This window comes from Goodfellowiella coeruleoviolacea (assembly GCF_024171785.1).
Lineage (GTDB): Bacteria > Actinomycetota > Actinomycetes > Mycobacteriales > Pseudonocardiaceae > Goodfellowiella > Goodfellowiella coeruleoviolacea.
In genome coordinates this window covers 1-22966 of the sequence record NZ_JAMTCK010000026.1, presented here as the reverse complement: position 1 = coordinate 22966, position 22966 = coordinate 1, and the positions used below count along the sequence as shown (strand labels likewise).

Here is a 22966-nt window from a genome sequence, read left to right as displayed (position 1 = left end):
GTACGAGCGCCGCGGTTGGTTCGGCTCGCCGGGTCAGGAAACTTCGAGGTCGTTGTCGATGAGGTTGAACAGCTCTTCGTCCGTCACCGACTCCAGTTGGTCGGCCGAGATGACGGCGGTGCCGCCGTCGTCGCCTGACCCGTACAGACCTGCCAACAGGGCCTCCAACCGGCCCCTGATGTTGACCCGCACCTCGTCGGCCAGTGCCGTTGCCGACCCGGCCAACTGGGCTTCCAGTCGGGCCAGGTCCACCAGTAGCGGAGTCTCGGCCGTGGCCTCGGTCACCAGTTCCGAGCGCAGGTGCTCAGCCAGGGCGACCGGACTCGGGTAGTCGAAGACCAGGGTCGCGGGCAGCCGCAACCCGGTGGCGGTGTTGAGGCTGTTGCGCAGTTCAACGGCGCTGAGCGAGTCGAAACCGAGATCGCTGAACGCCCGCGTCGGTTCGACGCTGTCCAGCGAGGCGTACCCGAGCACGGCGGCGACCTGCTCGCGAACCAGGTCCACCAGGATCTTCTCCTGTTCCTCCTCGGTGGCCGAGGAGAGCCGCAGCACCAGCGACGCGCCGCCGTCGGTCTCGGGCGTCTCTCGTGCCTGGCGCCGGTTCGGCCGGACCAGTCCGCGCAGCAGCGGCGGCACCGGGTTGGTGCCGATCTGGGCGCGCAACGCGGTGGTGTCCAGATTCATCGGCAGCAACACGGGATCGGGCAGGACCCTGGCCGTGTCGAACAGCCGCAGCGCGTCCGGTGTGGACAGTGCGGCGAAACCGCCCCGGTTCATCCGGCGCCGGTCGACCTCGGTCAACTCGCCGAGCAGCCCGCTCGCCTGTTCCCACAGGCCCCACGCCAGCGAGTGCGCGGGTAGACCGGTGGCCCGGCGGTGCTGGGCCAGTGCGTCCAGGAAGGCGTTGGCCGCCGCGTAGTTCGCCTGACCGGCGTTACCCAGCGTGCTCGCCGCCGAGGAGAACAACACGAACGCGGACAGATCACGATCCCTGGTCAGCTCGTGCAGATACCAGGCCGCATCCACCTTCGGCCGCAACACCGCATCGAACCGCTCCGGCGTCAACGACTCCAACACCCCGTCATCCAGAACACCGGCCGTGTGCACCACAGCCGTCAACCCAGGCAACGCGGCCACCAACTCAGCCAGCGCATCCCGGTCGGCCGCGTCACAGGCCACCACGGAGACCCTGGCACCCAGCTCGGCCATGTCGGCGACGAACTCGGGCACACCCGGCGTCGCCATGCCCCGGCGGCCGGTGAGCACCACCTCACGGCTTCCTCGGTCGATCAGGTGCCGGGTGATCAACCGGCCCAGCCCGCCGGTGCCTCCGGTGATCAGCACGGTCCCGGTGGGATCGAGTTCGAGCGGTTCCGGTAGGTCCGGTGCCGCCGGAACCCGCACCAGCCGAGGAGCGAGCACCGCGCCTTGTCGAACCACCAACTGCGGCTCGTCGCCGGCCAGCGCGGCCAGCAGCGTGTCAGCGTCCGGCACTGCGCCGTCAACGTCCAGGTCGAGCAGGGTGAACCGGCCCGGGTGTTCTGCCTGGGCGGTGCGCAGCAGCCCCCACACGGAAGCGGCGGCCAGATCCGGCGCGACCGGCGAGCCGGTGGTGCTGGCCGCCCCGCGAGTGACCACCACCAGCCGGCTGTCCGCCAACTGGGGCTCTGCCAGCCAGGCGCGGACGAGGTCGAGCACACGCGTGGTGGCCTGGCGCACCGCAACCGGCGGTGCGTCGGCTGCCGGTGCGATCGGCAGGAAGACCAGGCTCGCTGGTCCAGCTGCCATCAGGTCGGCCAGATCGGTCGCCGTCCGTGCCCCGACCGACTGGAGCGCGGTGTGCAGCCCGAACTCCTCGACACCGAGCACCGCACAGGTCGCCGTGCTGGCCGCGCCGGGCAGCGCCGGCGCCCAGTCCACTCGGAACAGTGACTCGTGGTACTCCACGCGAGTGGTGTTCAACTGTTCCGGGGAGACCGGCCGGAGCATCAGGGACCGCACCGAGGCCACGGGCTGGCCGGTGGTGTCCGCGACGGTCAACGAGATCGAGTCCGTGCCGACCGGGGCCAGCCGAACCCGCACGGTGGCGGCGCCAGTGGCGTGCAGGCGCACCCCGGCCCAGGAGAACGGCAGGTGCCCCTGACCGGTGGCGGTGACGAACCGACCCAAGCCGACCGCGTGCAGGGCCGCGTCCAGCAATGCCGGGTGCACACCGAACCGGCCGGCTTCACCCTGTTGCGGCGAGGGCAGCGCAACCTCGGCGAACACCTCGTCATCCCGGTGCCACGCTGCCCGCAGGCCCTGAAACGTGGGGCCGTAGTGGAACCCGTTGTCGACCAGCCGGTCGTACAGGTCGTGCACTGGAATCGCGGTCGCCCCCGTCGGGGGCCACTCGACCAGTTCGGCCGAGCCCTGCTGTTCGTCAATGCCGGCGAGGAACCCGCTCGCGTGCCGGGTCCACTGCTCACCGGGGTCCGCGTCGTGGCGACGCGAGTGCACCGTGACCGGCCGCCGACCGGTTTCGTCGGCGGCACCCACCATCACCTGCACGTGCACGCCACCACGCGCCGGCAGCAGCATCGGCGCGCCAAGGGTCAGCTCCTCGATCACCCCACAGCCCACCTGGTCGCCAGCGCGCAGCACCAGTTCGACAAAGGCGGTTCCGGGTAGCAGGACGGTTTCCAGCACCGCGTGGTCCGCCAGCCACGGGTGGGAGCGCAGCGACAGGGAACCGGTCAGGACGTGCCCGCCCGCCTCGGGCAGTTCGACGGCCGCGCCGAGCAGCGGGTGCTCGGCCGCGACCAGTCCGGCTGAGGCGACATCCCCGACCCGCCACGGCGCGTCCAGCCAGTACCGCTCCCGCTGGAACGCATAAGTCGGCAGATCAACACGACGAGCACCAGTACCAGCGAACAACCCCGCCCAGTCCACAGTGCCCCCACGCGCGTGCAGCCGCCCCACAGCAGCGACGAGCGACTGCACCTCAGGGCGGTCGCGGCGCAGCACCGGCACCGCCGCCACCTCGGCTGGCACGGTGTCCGAGACCATCGCGGTCAACACCGCGTCGGGGCCGACTTCCACCACGGTGGCCACGCCCTGGTCGTGCAGCGTGGTGATGCCGTCGGCGAACCGGACCGTGCCCCGCACATGACGCACCCAGTACTCCGGATCCGACACCAACCCCACACCCGCGAGTTCGCCGGTCAGGTTGGACACGATCCCGATCTCCGGCTCCGCGAACCGAACCCCGGCCAACGCGGCTCGGAAGTCCGCCAGCATCGGGTCCATCAGGCTGGAGTGGAACGCGTGACTGGTCCGCAACCGCTTGACCGACCGACCCCGACCCCGCCAGAGCTGTTCCAACTCACCGATCTCGGCTTCAGGACCGGACAACACCACCGATTCGGGCCCGTTCACCGCGGCGACGTCCACCCCACCCGGCAGCCCGGCCTCGCGGACTTCGGCTTCGGTGGCGGCCACCGCCAGCATGGCCCCACCGGCCGGCAACGCACCCATCAACCCCGCCCGCGCCCGAACCAGACGCGCCGCATCCGACAGGGACAACACCCCCGCCACGTGCGCGGCTGTGATCTCCCCGACCGAGTGGCCCATCACCACATCAGGACGCACACCCCAGGAGGCCAACAGTCGGGTCAACGCGACCTCAACGGCGAACAAGGCGGGTTGGGTCCACTGGGTCTCGTCCAGTCCGGGGGCGGCGCCGAACACCACATCGGCCAACCCGGGCTCGAACTCGGCACACACCTCGTCGAAGGCTTGGGCGTAGACCGGGAACGCCTCGTACAGCTCCCGACCCATCCCGACCCGCTGCCCACCCTGACCGGTGAACACGAACGCCAGCCGTGCCCCATCCCGGGCCACATCACGCACGACCGCCGCCACGTCACGCTGCTCGGCCACAGCGGCCAAACCGGACAGCAGCTCCTCGCGGTCGGCCCCGACCACCACGGCACGGTGTTCCAAAGCAGACCTGGACGTGACCAGCGACCAGGCCAGGTCAAGGGAAGCCAACTCAGGGCGTTCGACCACAGCGGACCGGAGGCGCTGCGCCTGCTCGGCGAGGGCGGACGCGCTCCTGGCCGACAGAACGACCGGAACCACGGGAAGCGACTGAACAGCTTCCTCCAGTGGCCGGTCCGGTTCGGCCGGTGGCTGTTCGAGGATCACGTGGGCGTTGGTGCCGCTGACCCCGAAGGAGGACACCCCGGCCCGGCGCGGCAGTCCCTGCGCCTGTGGCCACTCCCGTGCCTCGGTGAGCAGTTCGACCGCGCCCGCCGACCAGTCCACGTGCGGCGAGGGCTGGTCCACGTGCAGGGTCTTCGGCAGCACCCCGTGCCGCATGGCCAGCACCATCTTGATCACCCCGGCGACACCGGCGGCGGCCTGGGTGTGTCCGATGTTGGACTTCAACGAGCCCAACCACAGTGGACGGTCCGCCGGCCGGTCCTGGCCGTAGGTGGCCAACACCGCCTGCGCCTCGATCGGGTCACCCAACGTCGTACCGGTGCCGTGCGCCTCCACCACGTCCACATCGGACGGTTCGAGCCGGGCGTTGGCCAGCGCCGCCCGGATCACCCGCTGCTGGGACGGCCCGTTCGGCGCGGTCAACCCGTTCGACGCGCCATCCTGGTTCACCGCGCTACCGCGCAGCACCGCGAGGATGGGGTGGCCGTTGCGCTGGGCATCGGACAGTCGCTCCACCAGCAGCACGCCGGCGCCCTCGGACCAGCCAACGCCGTTCGCGGCAGCCGCGAATGACTTGCACCGGCCGTCCGGGGCCAACCCCCGCTGCCGGCTGAACTCGATGAACCCGGCGGGGGTGGCCATCACGGTCACACCACCGGCCAGGGCCATACCGCACTCACCCTGGCGCAGCGCCTGCGCGGCCAGGTGCAGTGCCACCAGTGACGACGAGCACGCCGTGTCCACGGTGACCGCCGGTCCCTCGAAGCCGAACGCGTAGGCGACTCGGCCGGAAACCACGCTCGCGGCGGTTCCGGTGCCGACGTAGCCCTCCACCTCGTCCGGTGCCATGGCCAGCAGTGACCCGTAGTCGTGTGCGGAAGTGCCAGCGAACACGCCGACCCGGCCGCCGTGCAGTGACAGCGGATCGATTCCGGCGCGCTCGAACGCTTCCCAGGACGCCTCCAGCAGCAGCCGCTGCTGCGGGTCCATGGCCACCGCCTCGCGGGGTGAGATACCGAAGAAGGCGGCGTCGAAGTTCATCGCGTCGTGCACGAACCCGCCCTCGCGGGAATAGGTCGTGCCGGGGCGCGCCGCGTCCGGGTCGTACAGCTGCTCGATGTCCCAACCCCGGTCGGTGGGGAACTCGGAGATGGCGTCGGTGCCGGAGACCACGAGCCGCCACAGGTCCTCCGGTGAGGACACCCCACCCGGGTAGCGGCAGCCCATGCCGATGATCGCGATCGGCTCGTCCGCGCTGGCGGTGGTGCTGGCCGTGGTGGGATCGCCGCCGGCGACGCCGAGCAGTTCGCTGTTCAGGTGTTCGGCCAACGCCTGTGGCGTGGGGTAGTCGAACACCAGGGTGGACGGCAGGGTCAGCCCGGTGGCGGCGGCCAGTTGGTTGCGCAGTTCCACGGCGGTCAGCGAGTCGAAGCCCAACTCCCTGAAGGCTCGACTGCTCGGCACGTCCGCCGCGGTCGGGTGGTTGAGCACCGTGGCCACGTGCGCGCGGACCAGCTCGACGAGTGCTCGTAGGCGGTCCGAAGTGGACAGACCGGCGAGTCGTCCGGCCAGCGCGGGTTCGGCCCGGTGGGTGTCGGCCGCCTCGGTGGCCTGCTGCGCCTCCGGCAGGTCGTCCAGCAGCTGGCCGCGGCCCCCGGCGGTGAGGTTCGCGGCGAGCCGCGTCCAGTCGACGTCGGCGACCACCGCGGTGGCGTCACCGTGGGCGATGACGCGGGCAAGGGCGTGGGTGGCCAGTTCCGGTGCCAGTTCCCGCAGTCCCAGCCGAGCCAATCGGCTCCGCAGATCCGGGTCGGCGCCGGTGCGCGCCCACGGGCCCCAGGACACGGACGTGGCCGGCAGTCCCTGGGCCGCCCGCTGCTCGGCAAGGGCGTCGAGGAACGCGCCACCGGCCGCGAGACCGGCCTGGCCGCCGCCACCGATCATCCCGGCAACCGACGAGAACACCACGAACGCGGTCAGGTCCAGTTCCCTGGTCAGCTCGGCCAGGTGTGCGGCGGCCAGTGCGTTGGCCCGGAACACCGGTTCGAGCCGCTCCGGGGTGAGGGCGTCCAGCACGCCGCTGTCGGGCACGCCGCTGTCGAGCGCGGTGGCGGTGTGCACGACCGCGGTCAGCGGAGCGTCGGCCGGCAGTGCGGCCAGCAGGGCGGCCACGGCGTCCCGGTCCGCACAGTCACAGGCGGCGATGGTGACCTGGCAGCCCGCCGAGGTGAGCGCCTCGACCAGGGCGCGGTCCGTGGTCTCGTGCTCGGTGGTGGTCAGCACCAGGTGTTCGGCGCCGTGCTCGGCCAGCCAGCGGGCCACCTGGGCACCGACCGGGGTGGCGCCACCGGTGAGCAGCACCGTGCCGTGCGGGCGCCACTCCGGCGCGTCGTCCGTGCCGGCGACGGCTGGCCGGATCAGCCGGCGGCCGTACAGGCCGGCGGAGCGGACCGCCAGGTGGTCCTCAGCCCCGGCCAGCGCGTGGCGAAGCCGGCTGGCAACGCGGTCGTCGAGGACCGCAGGCAGGTCGATCAGCCCGCCCCAGCGGTGCGGGTGTTCCAGTGCGACCACCCGGCCCAGCCCCCACACCGCGGCCTGTGCCGGGTGGGGCGCCTGGTCGGCGGGATCGGCGGACACCCCGCCCTGGGTCACACACCACAGCGGGACCGCGAGGTTGGCCTCGCCCATGGCCTGCACCAGGGCGAGCGTGCCGGTGAGCCCGCCGGGCACGGATGGCGCACCCGGGTCGGCCACCCCGGACAGCGCGGCCAGCGACAGCACACCCGCCACGGCAGCCTCGGTGTTGGCCGTCCGCAACCGCTCGGCCAGGGCGGCGCGGTCCACTCCGGCGGGCGGCACGCGGATCTCGGTGACGGTGACGCCGCTGTCAGCCAGGGCCTGACGGCAGGTGGTGGTGGTGGTCTCGTCCGGCACGTCGTCGGGGGTGACCAGCAGCCAGTGTCCGGTGAGCACATCGGGCTCGGCCTCGGACAGCACCCGCCAGGAAACCTGGTAGCGCAGTTCGTCCACTGTGGCGCTGTGCGCTCGCCGCCGGCGCCACCGGCTCAGTGCGGGCAACACCACGCTGAGCGAGTCGTCGTCGACGTCGAGCGTCCGCGCCAGCTCGGTCAGGTCCTCCCGGTCGACCGCGGCCCAGAACCGGGTGTCGGCCGGGTCCAGCGCCGGCTGTTCGGCAGGCTCGTCCGTCAGCCAGTAGCGTTGGCGTTGGAAGGCGTAGGTGGGCAGGTCGACGTGGTGGGCGTCGATCCCGGCGAACACCGCCGACCAGTCCACAGTGGCCCCGCGAGCGTGCAGGTGGCCCACGGCGGTCACCAGCGAGTGCGCCTCGGGCCGCTCGCGGCGCAGCAGTGGGATCGCGCCCTGTTCGGCCACCATCGGTGTCAGCACGGCGTCCGGTCCGACTTCGAGCAGCGTGTGCACGCCCTGCTCGCGCAGGGCGTCGACGCCGTCGGCGAACCGGACCGTGCCCCGGACGTGGCGCACCCAGTACTCCGGGTCGGTCAACAACCCCGCGTCGGCCAGTCCACCGGTCACATTGGACACGATCCCGATCCGGGGTTCGGTCAGGCTGATTCCGGCCAGTGCCGCCCGGAAGTCAGCCAGCATCGGGTCCATCAGGCTGGAGTGGAACGCGTGGCTGGTCCGCAACCGGTTGACCGGGCGCCCCTGTTCCTTCCAGGCGCGGGCCAGTTCAGCGATCTCGGCTTCCGGTCCGGAGAGCACCACGGCCTCGGGTCCGTTGACCGCGGCGACATCCACCCCCACCGGCAGCCCGGCGTCGTTGACCTCGGCCTCGGACGCGGCGACCGCGAGCATCGCGCCACCGGCGGGCAACGCGTCCATCAGGGACGCCCTGGCGGTGACCAGGCGAGCGGCGTCGGCCAGGGACAGCACCCCGGCCACGTGCGCGGCGGTGATCTCGCCGACCGAGTGGCCCATCACCACGTCGGGGTGGATCCCCCAGGAGGCGAGCAGTCGGGTCAACGCGACCTCGACCGCGAACAACGCCGGCTGGGTCCACCTGGTCTGGTCCAAACCGGACGCGGCGCCGAACACCACGTCGGCCAGCTCGGTGGTGAAGTGGCCGCACACCTCGTCGAAGGCCTGGGCGTAGACCGGGAACGCCGCGTACAGCTCCCGCCCCATCCCGACCCGCTGCCCACCCTGACCGGTGAACACGAACGCCAGCCGGCCTGAACCGGCGACGTCGGACACCACGTTCGTCGCTGGTGTGCCCTCGGCGATCGCGGCGAGCCCCGCCGTCAGGTCGGCTCGGGTCTGGCCGACCACCACGGCCCGGTGCGCCAGCGCCGACCTGGTCGTCGCCAGCGCCGCCGCCAGGTCGACCGGGGACAGGTCGGTCTGGCCGGCCAGGAACGCCCGCACGCGTGTGGCCTGGGCGCGCAGCGCCGCCGCTGTTCCACCGGACAGCAGCCACGGCAGCGCCGGCAGCCGCACCGGTTCACCGTCCGTTGTGGACTGTTCTGGCTCGGGGCCGGCCTGCTCCAGGATCACGTGCGCGTTGGTGCCGCTGACCCCGAACGAGGACACCCCGGCGCGACGCGGCTGGCCCGTCTCCGGCCAGTCCCGTGCCTCGGTGAGCAGCTCGACCGCACCCGCCGACCAGTCCACGTGCGGGGTCGGCCGGTCCACGTGCAACGTCTTGGGCAGCACCCCGTGCCGCATGGCCAACACCATCTTGATGACCCCACCCACACCGGCGGCGGCCTGGGTGTGCCCGATGTTGGACTTCAACGACCCCAACCACAGTGGACGGTCCGCCGGCCGGTCCCGGCCGTAGGTGGCCAACACCGCCTGCGCCTCGATCGGGTCACCCAACGTCGTGCCGGTGCCGTGCGCCTCCACCGCGTCCACCTGGTCGGCGGTCAGCCCGGCGTTGGCCAGTGCCTGCCGGATCACGCGCTGCTGCGCCGGGCCGTTCGGAGCGGACAGTCCGCTGCTGGCGCCGTCCTGGTTGACCGCGCTGCCGCGCACCACCGCCAGCACCGGATGCCCGTTGCGGCGCGCGTCCGACAGCCGCTCCACCAGCAGCAGTCCGGCGCCCTCGCCCCAGGCGGTGCCGTCGGCCGCGGCCGCGAAGGACTTGCACCGCCCGTCCGGGGCCAGGCCGCGCTGCCGGCTGAACTCGATGAAGCCGCCGGGCGTCATGATCACCGTCACGCCGCCGGCCAGTGCCATGGTGCTCTCGCCCCGCCGCAGCGACTGCACGGCCAGGTGCAGCGCCACCAGTGACGACGAGCACGCGGTGTCCACGGTGATCGCGGGGCCCTCGAAACCGAAGGTGTAGGCGACCCGCCCGGACGCCACACTGCCCGCGTTCCCGCTGCCGAGGTAGCCCTCCACGATCTCCGGTGCCGAGCTGAGCCGGGACGCGTAGTCGTGGTACATCACCCCGGCGAACACGCCGATCCGGTTGCCCCGCACCGACGCCGGGTCGATGCCGGCCCGTTCGAACGCCTCCCACGAGATCTCCAGCAGCAGCCGGTGCTGCGGGTCCATGGCCAGGGCCTCACGCGGGCTGATGCCGAAGAACTCCGCGTCGAACTCGGCCGCGTCGTGCACGAACCCGCCCTCGCGCACGTAGGACTTGCCGGAGCTGGCCGGGTCCGGGTCGTAGAAGTCGGCGATGTCCCAGCCCCGGTCGGCGGGGAAACCGGAGATGGCGTCCCCGCCGTTGGCCACCAGCCCCCACAGGTCCTCAGGGGACCGCACCCCGCCGGGGAAGCGGCAGCTCATGCCGACGATGGCGATGGGCTCGTGCTCGCGCGCCTCCAACTCGCGGACGCGCCCGCGTGCCTCACGCAGGTCGTTGGTGGCCCACTTGAGGTATTCGCGAAGCTTCTCTTCGTTAGACATCCAGTCGCTCCTTGGGGCGGGTTGGGCGGTTCCCGGTCGTCGCGTCAGGACGTCCGCAGCTCGTCGAGAACACCGAAGAGTTCCTCGTCGGAAGCCGAGTCGAGGTCCCGGGGATCACCGGCCGCCTCGGGACCGGTCTGCCCGTCGCTCCACCGTGCCAGCAGGTCCCGCAGTCGCAGCGTGATCGCTGCCCGTGCGCCGTCGTCGCCGGCGTACGGCGCGAGCACCGCTTCCAGCCGGTTCAGTTCCGCCAGCGCGGGCACCAGCGGCATGGTCGTGTCACCGCCCAGGTCCTCGCGCAACCGGCCGGCCAGCGCGGCGGCGGTCGGGAAGTCGAACACCAGGGTCGCGGGTAGCCGCAGCCCGGTGGCCGCCTGGAGCCGGTTGCGCAGTTCGACCGCGGTGAGCGAGTCGAAGCCCAGTTCCAGGAAGCCCCGGGTGGGTTCGACCGCCGCCGGGGTGGCGTGACCGAGCACGGTCGCGGCCTGGGCCCGCACCAGGTCGAGCAGCACCCGGTCGCGTTCGGACTCGGACAGCCCGGCCAGGCGCTGGCGCAGCGTGGCCGCGGCCCCGGTGTCCACATCGGACGCCCGGCGCGGTGCGGTGCGGACCAGCGCGCGCAGCAGTGGTGGCACGGCGTCCGCCTCGGCCCGGCCGCGCAGCAGTTGGCCGTCCATGCGGATCGGCACCAGCACCGGCGCGGCCAGGTGCGCGCTGGCGTCGAACAGCGCCAAACCCTCCTGGGTGCTCAGTTCGCGTGAACCGTCACGCCGCAGCCGGGCCCGGTTCGTCTGGTCGAGGGTGCCGGTCAGTTCACTGGTCTGCGCCCACAGGCCCCAGGCCAGGGACTGGGCCGGTAGCCCGGTGGCGCGGCGGTGCTGGGCCAGCGCGTCCAGGAAGGCGTTGGCCGCCGCGTAGTTGCCCTGCCCGGCGGTGCCGAACGTCCCGGACGCCGAGGAGAACAGCACGAACGCGGTCAGGTCCAGGTCACGGGTCAGCTCGTGCAGGTGCCAGGCCGCGTCCACCTTGGGCCGCAGCACCGGCTCGAACCGGTCCGGGGTGAGCGCGTCGAGCATCCCGTCGTCGAGGACGCCAGCCGTGTGCACCACGGCGGTCAGCGGGTGCTCGGCGGGGATCCCGGCCAGCAGTTCGGCCAGTGCGGCGCGATCGCCGGTGTCGCAGGCGGCCACCTCGACCTGGGCGCCCAGCCCGGTGAGGTCCTCGACCAGTTCGTCGGCACCGGGCGCGGCCGGGCCTCGCCGGCTGACCAGCAGCAGCCGCCGGACGCCCTGGCCGGCCAGGTGCCTGGCGACCAGGCTGCCCAGGGTGCCGGTGCCGCCGGTGACCAGGACGGTGCCGGTGGTGGCCGCCGCCGGGTTGGCCGCGCCGTCGTCGTGCGGCTGCCGGACCAGCCGCGGCGCCAGCGGGCGTCCGTCGCGCACGGCAATCTGCGACTCACCCGGGGCGAGCACGGCGATCTGCGACTCGCCCAGGGCGAGCACGGCCGGGAGGCCGGCACCGACACCGGCTTCGGGGGGCAGGTCGACCAGGAGGAAGCGGTCGGGGTGTTCGGACTGGGCGGTGCGGACCAGGCCCCACACGGCCGCGCCGGCCAGGTCGGGCACGGCCTCGTCGCCGGTCGTGGCCACCGCGCCCCTGGTCACCAGGGCAAGCCTGGCGTGGGTGAACCGCTCGTCGGCCAGCCAGGACTGGATCAGCCCGAGCGCGTGGTCAACGGCGGCGCGCACGTCCGCCGGCACCCCGTCGGGGCCGGCGGGTCGGGACACCGACGCGAACACCACCTCGGGGACGGGCGCCCCGGCGTCCACTGCCGCGCCCAACCCGGCCAGGTCGGTGTGGTGTTCGGCCAGGCCGAGGTCGTCGCCGAGCGCCGCCACCAGGCCGGTGGTCGGGTTGGCCGGCACCGGCAGCCAGTCGACCCGGAACAGCGCGTCGCCGCGGCTCCCACGAGCGGCCCTGAGCTGGTCCGGGACCACCGGCCGGGAGGTGAGCGCGGCAACGGTGGCCACCGGGGTGCCGGCGGCGTCCGCGACCTCCACGGCCGTGGTCTCCGCGCCGACCTGGGCCAGCCGCACCCGCAGCGTGGTCGCGCCGGTGGCGTGCAGTCGCACCCCGGACCAGGAGAACGGCAGCCGCCCGGTGCCCTCGGTGTTCAGCGCGCCCAGCGCGACCGCGTGCAGGGCCGCGTCCAGCAGGGCGGGGTGCACCCCGAACCGGATGGCGTCGCCGTGGTTCTCCCTGGGCAGCGCGACCTCGGCGAAGACCTCGTCGCCGCGCCGCCAGGCCGCCCGCAGTCCCTGGAAGGTCGGGCCGTAGACGAACCCGCGATCGGCGGCGCGCTCGTAGACGTCGGCCACCTCGACCGGTTCGGCACCGGCCGGCGGCCACACCAGCAGGCTGGCCGAGGCCGAGGAACCCACCGCGGTCGCCGGGCCGAGCACGCCACTGGCGTGCCGGGTCCACGACTCGGCCAGGTCGTCGTCGGCGGGTCGGGAGAACAGGCTCAGCGAGCGGCGGCCGGCCTCGTCAGCCGGGCCCACGCTGAGCTGGATGTGCACCGCGTCCTGGTCGGTCAGCACCAGCGGGGCTTCCAACGCCAGTTCCTCGACCTCGGCGCAGCCCACGCCGGCCGCCGCACGCAGCGCCAGTTCCACGTAGGCCGTGCCGGGCAGCAGCACGGTGCCCATGACCGCGTGGTCGGCCAGCCACGGGTGCGTGCGCAGTGACAGCTGGCCGGTGAGCAGCAGGCCACCGGTCTCCGGCAGGTGCACGGCCGCGCCCAGCAGCGGGTGGTCGGCGCCACCCAGTCCGGCCGAGGTCACGTCGGCCGGACCGGTGCTGGCGGCCAGCCAGTAGCGCTCGGACTGGAACGCGTAGGTGGGCAGGTCGACCCAGCCGCCGCCGGGGAGCAGCGCCCGCCAGTCCACGGGCACGCCGTGCGCGTGCGCCTCGGCGAGCGACATCAGCATCCGGTGCGGGCCGCCCTCGTCCCGGCGCAGCGACCCCACCACGGTCACGTCCTGTCCGGCGTCGTCCGCGGTCTCCTGGATGGCCGCGGTGAGCACCGGGTGTGGGCTGCACTCGACGAACACGGTGTGCCCGTCGGCCAGCAGCGCGCGGGTCGCCTGGTCGAACTCCACGGTCTGGCGCAGGTTGAAGTACCAGTAGCCGGCGTCCAGCTCAGCGGTGTTGATCGGTCCGCCGGTCACCGTCGAGTAGAGCGGCACGGTGGCACTGGTCGGCCGGATCGGGGCCAACACTTCGAGCAGGCCCTCCTCGACCGCCTCGACCTGCGCGGAGTGGGAGGCGTAGTCCACCGGGACGCGCCGGGCGCGCACCCCGTCGGCTGCGCAGCCGGCGAGCAGTTCGTCCAGTGCCTCGGTGTCGCCGGAGACCACGACCGACCGGGCGCCGTTGACGGCGGCCACGGACAGCCGCTCACCCCAGGACTCCAGCCGCTCCCGCACCTCGTCCACCGGCAACGCCACCGACACCATGCCACCGCGACCAGCCAACGCACCCAACTCCACACTGCGCAACGCCACCACCCGCGCCGCGTCCTCCAACGACAACGCCCCTGCCACACACGCCGCCGCGATCTCACCCTGGGAATGCCCCACCACCGCCGCCGGCTCCACCCCACACGAGCGCCACACCTCCGCCAACGACACCATCACCGCGAACAACACCGGCTGCACCACATCCACCCGCTCCAACCCCGGCGCACCCGGCACACCCCGCACCACGTCAATCGCCGACCAGCCCACGAACGGCTGCAGCGCCGCCGCGCACTCGGCCATCCGCTCGGCGAACACCGGGTTGCTGTCCAGCAGTTCCACGGCCATCCCGGTCCACTGGGACCCCTGCCCCGGGAAGACCAGCACCGGCCGGCCGCCCGGGGTTGGCACGCCCCGCACCACGGCCGGGTCGGGTTGGTCGGCGGCCAGTGCGGACAGCGCGGCGAGCAGCGCGTCGCGGTCCGCGCCGACCAGCACCGCCCGGTGGTCGAAGACGGTGCGGGTGGTCGCCAGGGACAGCCCGATGTCGGCCGGGTCGAGGGTGGGGTCGTCGGCGACCAGAGCGCGCAGCCGGTCCGCCTGCTGCCGCAGCGCGGTCTCGGTCTTGCCGCTGAGCACCCAGGGCAGCACGGGCAGCGCTGCGGCGGGCAGCCCCGGCTCGGTGGCCGCCGCGGTCGCCACCTGTTCGAGGATGACGTGCGCGTTGGTGCCGCTCACCCCGAACGACGACACACCGGCGCGCCGCGGCCGGCCGGTCTCCGGCCACGGCTGCGGGTCGGTGAGCAGCGACACCGCGCCGGACTCCCAGTCCACGTGCGGCGAGGGCTGGTCCACGTGCAGGGTCCTGGGCAGCACCCCGTGCCGCATGGCCAGCACCATCTTGATCACCCCGGCGACACCAGCGGCGGCCTGGGTGTGTCCGATGTTGGACTTCAACGACCCCAACCACAGTGGACGGTCCGCGGCCCGGTCCTTGCCGTAGGTGGCCAGCAGCGCCTGCGCCTCGATCGGATCCCCCAGCGCGGTGCCGGTCCCGTGCGCCTCCACCACGTCGATGTCGGCGGGCACCAGCCTGGCGTTGGTGAGCGCCGCCCGGATCACCCGGCGCTGGGACGGCCCGTTGGGCGCGGACAGCCCGTTGGACGCGCCGTCCTGGTTGACCGCGCTGCCGCGCACCACGGCCAGCACGCGGTGCCCGTTGCGGCGGGCGTCGGACAACCGCTCCAGCAGCACCACGCCGGCGCCTTCGCCGAGCCCCATGCCGTCGGCGGCCTCGGCGAAGGCCTTGCACCGACCGTCCGCGGCCACCCCGCGCTGCCGGCTGAACTCGATGATCACCGAAGGGGTGGACATCACGGTCACCCCGCCGGCCAACGCCATGCCGCACTCCTGCGCCCGCAGCGCCTGGCAGGCGATGTGCAGGGCCACCAGCGAGGAGGAACAGGCGGTGTCCACGGTGACGGCGGGACCTTCCAGGCCCAGCGTGTAGGCGACCCGCCCGGACAGCACGCTGCCGGCCTTGCCGGTCACCATGTGGCCCTCCAGCCCGTCCGGGGCCGCCTGCATCGCCCCGCCGTAGTCGGAGAAGCCGCCCCCGACGAACACCCCGGCCCGCTCGCCGCGCATCGAGGTCGGGTCGATGCCGGCGCGTTCGAACGCCTCCCAGCAGGTTTCCAACAGCAGGCGTTGCTGCGGGTCCATGGCCAGCGCCTCCCGGGGGGAGATGCCGAAGAACCCGGCGTCGAACTCACCCGCGGCCTGGTAGAAGCCGCCGCCCTGGGCGTAGGTGGTGCCCTGGCTGTCCGGATCGGGGTCGTAGAGCGCGGCCAGGTCCCACCCCCGATCAGCGGGAAAAGCACCGATGGCGTCGCCGCCGGTGACCACCAGCTGCCACAGGTCCTCGGCGGAGCGCACGTCGCCCGGGTAGCGGCAGGCCATGCCGATGATGGCGATCGGCTCGTGCGCGCGCTCCTCAAGCTCGGTCAGGCGCTTGCGGGTGTCACGCAGGTCGGCCGTGGCCCACCGCAGGTACTCGCGCAGCTTCTCTTCGTTGTCCATTCAGCGCACTCCTCGGGGCGGTGCAGTGGTTCGGGGTCGTCGGGTCAGGAGGTCCGCAGCTCGTCGAGAACGCCGAAGAGTTCGTCGTCCGTCGCCGTTCCCAGATCCCGTTCCCCAGAGCCGCCCTCGGCGTGGTCCATGCCTTCGGTCCACCGCGACAGCAAGCTCCTCAGCCGCAGGGTGATCTCGGTTCGCACACCGTCGTCGACGGTGCCGATGGCCAGCGCCGCTTCCAGTCGGTCCAGCTCGTCCAATCCGGACACACTCGTTCCGGCCTGTGGAAGCAGCTCCGCCAACACGTGTCCGGTCAGCACCGTCGCGTTGGGATGGTCGAAAACCAGTGTGGTCGGCAGGCGGAGCCCGGTCGACGCGTTGAGCCTATTGCGGAGATCAACCGCCGTCAACGAGTCGAAACCCAACTCCTGGAACGCCTTGTCCGGATCGATGGCGCTGGCCGATGCGTGGCCGAGCACCTCGGCCACCTTGGTGCGCACCAGATCCAGCACGATCCGGTGCCGCTCGACCGGGCTGGCGTCGGTCAACCGCTCCCGCAGCGCGGCGAGGACGTCCTCGGCGTCCCGGTCGGGTTCGGCGGCCTCAGCCGTGAGCAGCCGCCGCACCTCGGGCAGCCCGGTGAGCAGTGGGCTGGGCCGCGCCGAGGTGAACGCCGCGGTGAACCGCTCCCAGTCGACGTCGGCGACCGCCACGACCGTGTCGTCCAGGTCGAGTGCCCGCCCCATGCCGCGCATGCCCAACTCGGGGTCCATCGGGGACAGTCCGTGCCACTCCGGGTTGAGATCCATCATGTCCTCGACGACCTGTCCGTCGTCCATGCGGTGCAACGCGTCCCACACCCCCCAGGCGATCGAGGTGGCCACTCGGCCGCGCGCCCGGCGCTGTTCGGCCAGGGCGTCCAGGAACGCGGCGGCAGCGGCGTAGGCGCCGTGGTCACCGCTGCCCCAGATGCCGGCGATCGAGGAGAACAGCACGAACGCGTCCAGGTCGTCCCGGTCGAAGATCTCGTCCAGGTTCGTCGCGCCGGCCACCTTCGCGCTGACCACCTCGGCGAACTCGGCCACGGTCGTCTTGGCCAGGGAGACCAGCCGGATCAGCGCGGCGGCGTGCACCACGGCCCGGATCGGCCCACCATCGGCCTCCACCTGGCGGACCAGCTCGGCGAGGGCGGCCCGGTCGGCCACGTCGCAGGCGGCCACGGTCACCCGGACCCCGGCCGCGGTCAGCTCGGCCGACAGTTCGGCCATGCCCGGCGCGGCCGCACCCCGACGACTGGTCAGCACCAGGTGTTCGGCGCCGTTGCCGGCCAGCCACCGGGCGATGATCGGTCCGAGCGCACCGGTCGCGCCGGTGACCAGGACTGTCCCCCGCGCCTGCCACGTCCCGCTGGCGGGCGCGTCACCGCCGATCGCGGCCCGGACCAGCCTGCGGCCGAACAACCCGGCCGGTCTGATCGCGACCTGGTCCTCTCCGGACTGTCCGAACAGCACACCACGCAGCCGGGCGGCGGCCCGCTCGTCCACCACCTCGGGCAGGTCGACCAGGCCGCCCCAGCGGTGTGGCTGTTCCAGGCCGACCACCCGACCCAGACCCCACACCTGCGACTGCACCGCACTGCTCGGTGTTTCCGCGTCGGCGACCGCGACCGCGCCCCGTGTCAGGCACCAGAGCGGAGCGTGCACCCCGGCATCACCCAGCGCCTGCATCAGCACCAGCGTCAGCGACGCCCCGATGGGCACGCCTGGCCAGCCCGCCAGCTCAGCCTCGTGCGCGGCGAGCAGTGAGACCACACCGGTCACCGGTTCGTCCCCGACCGCCGCGGTCAACCGCTCGGCCAGCACCGCCCGGTCCAGCTCGGTGTCGGCGAGCGCCACCGGCACGGCCCGCACCTGCCCGGTGTCCAGCGCGTCGACCGCCGCGCGAACCCAGTCCTGCTCGGTGCACCCGGCCGGCACGACCAGCAACCACCGACCACCGGGTGTGGCCGGCTCCGGCTCGGCGACCGGCTCCCAGGTCACCCGGTACCGCCATCCGTCTACTGTGGACTCAGCGTGCTGTTCCCGCCGCCACCGGGACAACGCAGGCAGGACCGCGTCCAGCGCCGCGCCGTCGACCTCCAGGGTGTCGGCCAGCGTCCGCACGTCCTGTTCCTCCACGGCCGCCCAGAACCCGGCGTCGGCGCCGGTGCCCCCGGCCTCCCCGCTCTCCCGGTCGTCACCGGCTGCCGTGGTGAAGTCCAGCCAGTAGCGCTGGCGTTGGAAGGCGTAGGTGGGCAGTTCCACCGGCCGCGCTCCCGAACCCGCGAACACGCTCGCCCAGTCCACCGCGACGCCACGCGTGGCCAGTTCGGCGAGGGACAGCAGCACCCGGTCCAGCCCACCGTCGTCGCGGCGCAACGTGCCCACGGCCACGCCGGTGGCCCCGGCCCGCTCCACCGTCTCCTCCACGCCGACGGTGAGCACCGGGTGCGGGCTGCACTCCACGAACACCCCGTGACCGTGCTCCACCAGCAGGGCGGTGACCCGCTCGAACTCCACGGTCTGGCGCAGGTTCCGGTACCAGTACGCGGCGTCCAGACCGGTCGTGTCGAGCAGGTCGCCGGTGACCGTGGAGTAGAACGGGATCCGCGCGGCGCGCGGCTGGATCGGTGCGAGCGCGGCCAGCAGCTGGCCCTCGATCTGTTCGACGTGCGCCGAGTGCGAGGCGTAGTCCACCGGCACCTGCTTGGCGCGCACGCCGTCGGCCGCGCACTCGGCGAGCAGCTCGGCGACCGCCTCGGCGTCACCGGACACCACCACCGAGTTCGGGCCGTTCACCGCGGCGACCGACAACCGGCCGGCCCACCGCTCCAGCCGCGTGGTCACCTCGTCCCGGCCGAGCGGGATCGAGACCATGCCGCCCTGGCCGGACAGTGCCAGCAGAGCCTGGCTGCGCAGCGCCACCACCCGTGCCGCGTCGGACAGCGTCAGCGCACCCGCCACGCAGGCCGCCGCGATCTCGCCCTGGCTGTGCCCGATCACCGCGGCCGGCCGCACCCCGTGCGAGCGCCACACCTCGGCCAGCGAGACCAGCACCGCGAACAGCACCGGCTGCACCACGTCCACCCGGTCCAGTTCGACGTCCGAACGCAGCACGTCCACCAGGGACCAGTCGACGAACTCCGCGAGCGCCACCTGGCACTCCCGCATCCGCTCGGCGAACACCGGTGACGTCTCCAGCAGTTCCCGCCCCATGCCCAGCCACTGCGAGCCCTGGCCGGGGAAGACGAACACCACCTTGCCCGCCTCACCCGCGACTCCGCGCACCAGGCCGGGTCCTGAGCCGTCCTCGGCCAGTGTCGCCAGGCGCTCCACCAGCTCGGCACGATCCCGGCCAACCAGCACGGCCCGGTGCTCGAACGTTTCCCTGGTCGTGGCCAGGGCCAGCCCGATGTCGGCGGCGGTCAGCTCGGACCGGGCCCGCACGTGCGACACCAGCTCGGCTGCCTGGGCACGCAGCGCACCGGGCGTGCGCCCGGACAGCGGCCAGGCCACCGCGGCCGGCTCGGTGACCGGTGTCTCGTCCGGGTGTTCCACCGGTGCGGGCGCCTGTTCCAGGATCACGTGCGCGTTGGTGCCGCTGACCCCGAACGAGGACACCCCGGCGCGACGCGGCTGGCCCGTCTCCGGCCAGTCCCGTGCCTCGGTGAGCAGCTCGACCGCGCCCGAGTCCCAGTCCACGTGCTGCGACGGGACGTCCAGGTGCAGTGTCTTCGGCAGCCTGCCGTGCCGCATGCCCAGAACCATCTTCATCACCCCGGCCGCGCCCGCCGCGGACTGGGTGTGCCCGATGTTGGACTTGACCGATCCGATCCAGAGTGGACGCTCGGCTGGCCGGTCCTGACCGTAGGTGGCCAGCAGGGCCTGCGCCTCGATCGGGTCGCCCAACGTGGTTCCGGTGCCGTGCGCCTCCACCGCGTCCACATCGGACGCTGTCAGGCCGGCATTGGCCAACGCAGCCCGGATCACCCGCTGCTGCGACGGCCCGTTCGGCGCGGTCAACCCGTTCGACGCGCCGTCCTGGTTCACCGCGCTGCCCCGCAGCACCGCAAGGACCTGGTGCCCGTTGCGCTGCGCGTCGGACAGCCGCTCCACCAGGAACATGCCCACGCCCTCGGCCATCCCCATACCGTCGGCCGCATCCGAGAACGGCTTGCACCGCCCGTCCGCCGCCAGGCCGCGCTGCCGGCTGAACAACACGAACGGCGCCGGGGAGGCCATCACCGTCACGCCACCGGCCAACGCCAGCGAGCACTCACCCGCCCTCAGCGACTGGGCGGCCAGGTGCAGCGCCACCAGCGACGACGAGCACGCCGTGTCCACGGTGACCGCCGGTCCCTCGACACCGAAGTTGTAGGCGAGCCGGCCGGCGACCACGCTCATCGCGGTGCCGGTCAGCAGATGCCCCTCGGTGCCCTCCGGCGCCTCCCGCACCCCGGTTCCGTACGAGGACGAGCTGGCTCCGACGAACACTCCGATCTGGCTGCCACGCACGCTGCCCGGCCGGATTCCGGCGCGTTCGAACGCCTCCCAGCAGACCTCCAGCAACAGCCGCTGCTGCGGGTCCATGGCCAGCGCCTCACGCGGCGAGATCCCGAAGAACGCCGAGTCGAACAGCGCGACGTCGTGCAGGAAACCGCCCTCGCGCACGTAGGTCTTGCCCGGTTGGTCCGGGTCACCGTGGTACAGGTCGGCCACATCCCAGCCCCGGTCGGTCGGGAATCCGGTGATGGCGTCACCTCCGGTGACCAGCAGCTGCCACAGCTGCTCCGGCGAGTTCACCCCGCCGGGGAACCGGCAGCTCATGGCGACGATCGCGATGGGCTCGTCACCCACCGGCCGCGTCGCCACCACCGGAGCAGCCGGCGCCACCACACCGCCGGCGATCTCGCCGGCCATGTGCCGCGCCAGCACCACCGGCGTCGGGTAGTCGAACACCAGGGTCGCGGGCAGCCGCAGCTCGGTCGCCACCTGCAGCCGGTTGCGCAGTTCCACCGCGGTCACCGAGTCGAAGCCGAGGTCCTTGAACGCGCGGTCCGCGTCCACCAGCGCCGCCGAGTCGTAGCCGAGGACCGCGGCGACCTGGGCGCGAACCAGCTCCAGCAGGGTCTGCTCGCGCTCGGCCGCGGACAGCCGGGCCAACCGACCGGTCAGCGACTCCGGAGTGGCCTGGCCAGCGCCCGCCTGGTCAGCGCTCGACTCGGCCACCAGCCGGCGGACCTCCGGGATCTCCTGGAACAGTGAGCTGGGCCGACCGGACACGGCGACCACCCTGGCCCAGTCGATGTCCACCACGACCGCGCTGGTCTCGTCGTTGTCGAGCACCCGCTGCAACGCCGACAGCGCCAGTTCCGGTGCCATCGCCGGCACACCCCGCTGGAACATGCGCTCCTCGACCGCGCCGGTGGCCATGCCGCCGGCCGCCCAGTGGCCCCACATGATCGCCGTGGCTCGCCGACCCCTGGCCCGCATCGTCCTGGCAAGGGCATCGACAAACGCGTTGCCCGGTGCGTAGTTGCCCTGGCCGGCCGCGCCGAACATGCCACCGAACGAGGAGAACAACACGAACGCGGACAGCTCCAGCTCTTCGGTCAGCTCGGCCAGGTTGCGCGCGGACTCGACCTTCACCCGCAGCACGTGGTCGATCTGCTCGACCGACAGGTCGGCGAGCAGCGCGTCATCCAGCGCGGCCGCGGTGTGCACCACGGTGGTCAACGGCTGCTCGGCGGGAATCCCGGCCAGCAACTCGGCGAGCGCGTCCCGGTCCGCGAGATCCACAGTGGACACCGTGACCGCGGCGCCCGACTCGGTCAGCTCAGCGACCAACTCCTCAGCGCCAGGCGCGGCCATGCCCCGACGACTGGTCAGCAGCAGGTGTTCGGCACCGTGCCTGGCCAGCCAACGGGCAACGTGCGCACCCAACGCGCCAGTGCCACCGGTGACCAGCACCGTCCCCCGGGGCCGCCAACCCGCACCGGGCAGCGGCGGGACGTCCGGGTTGGCGTGGGCGAGCCGGCGCGCGTGAACTCCGTTGGCGCGAACCACGAGCTGGTCCTCGGTGTCCGCAGTGGCCAGCAGAGCGGCCAGCCTGGTCAGGGTGGTCCGGTCCAGTGCGCTCGGCAGATCCACCAGACCACCCCAGCGCTGCGGGTGCTCCTGGCCGACCACGGGACCAAGTCCCCACACCAACGCCTGAATCGGCTCGGTCACCGGGTCAGCCGGTCCTGTGGACACAGCCCCCCGCGACACCACCCACAGTGGCGCGTCGATCGCGGCGTCACCCAGTGCCTGCACCAGTGCAACCGTGCCGGCATACCCGGCCGGAACGGCCGAGTAGGTGGGATGGCTGCCCGTGGCAAGAGCCAGCAGGGAGAGCACCCCGGCCGGCGCGGGAACGTCGGCCACCGCTGCCGCCAGCCGGGCCGCGATGCCCGCCCGATCCGTGGTGGGGTCCAACTCGACCGGCACGACCCGGGCGCCCTGATCGGTCATCGCCTGGCCGATCGCCTCCGCCCACTCGACCCCCTCGCCAGCAGGAGCCACCACCAGCCAGGTGCCAACCAGTTCGGTGGATGCCGCCTCCGGCAGTTTCTTCCAGGTGACCCGATAGCGCCATCCATCCACAGTGGATGTTTCCCGCTGGCGTCGACGCCACGAGGAGAGCACCGGCAGCACCGATTCCAGCGCATTGCGCTGCTCATCGTCGGCTTGGAGCGTGTTGCTCAGCGCGGGCAGGTCCTCCTGCTCGATCGCAGCCCAGAACCGGTTGTCGCCCTCGGACCCCGTGGCCGCGGCGGACTCGCTCCACACCGGCTCGCTCGGCCAGAACCGCTGGTGTTGGAAGGCATACGTCGGCAACCCGACCAACCCAGCCTCGCCACCGGTCTGGTCCGGTAAGACACGGGACCAGTCGACGGTCACGCCGCCGACCCATGCCTGGCCCAGCGCGCTGTAGAACTGCCGCAACCCGTCCTGATCACGACGCAGCGTGCCCACCGCCAGCACATCATCCCGGCCAGCCACCTCAGCCCGCTGCTCAACCCCCACCGTCAACACCGGATGCGGGCTGCACTCCACAAACGCCGAGTACCCCTCATCGATCAGCCTGGCGATGACCTCGTCCAGACGCACCGGCAACCGCAGATTCCGATACCAGTAGCCACTGTCCAGAGTGCTCGGGTCGATCCAGTCACTGGTCACCGTGGAACACCA

Annotated in this window: 3 protein-coding genes; all 3 read right to left on the bottom strand. The window is 72.7% G+C overall.

From position 1 onward, the window contains the following. Positions 1–33 precede the first annotated feature (33 nt). The 3 genes from LX83_RS35880 to LX83_RS35870 all read right to left on the bottom strand — a co-directional run bounded on the left by LX83_RS35880 (position 34) and on the right by LX83_RS35870 (position 22954). On the bottom strand, positions 34–10152 hold the full coding sequence (locus LX83_RS35880) for a type I polyketide synthase (RefSeq protein ID WP_407649756.1): 10119 nt from the start codon (positions 10150–10152) through the stop codon (positions 34–36). Continuing rightward, positions 10149–15671 carry a type I polyketide synthase gene (locus tag LX83_RS35875; RefSeq protein ID WP_407649755.1) on the bottom strand — a complete coding sequence of 1841 codons (5523 nt, stop codon included), beginning with the start codon at positions 15669–15671 and terminating at the stop codon, positions 10149–10151. Before LX83_RS35875 ends, LX83_RS35880 begins: the two co-directional genes overlap by 4 nt. 74 nt (positions 15672–15745) lie before the next feature. Continuing rightward, positions 15746–22954, bottom strand: a complete 7209-nt coding sequence (locus LX83_RS35870) for a type I polyketide synthase (protein ID WP_253780129.1) — start codon at positions 22952–22954, stop codon at positions 15746–15748. Between the last annotated feature and the right edge of the window lie 12 nt (positions 22955–22966).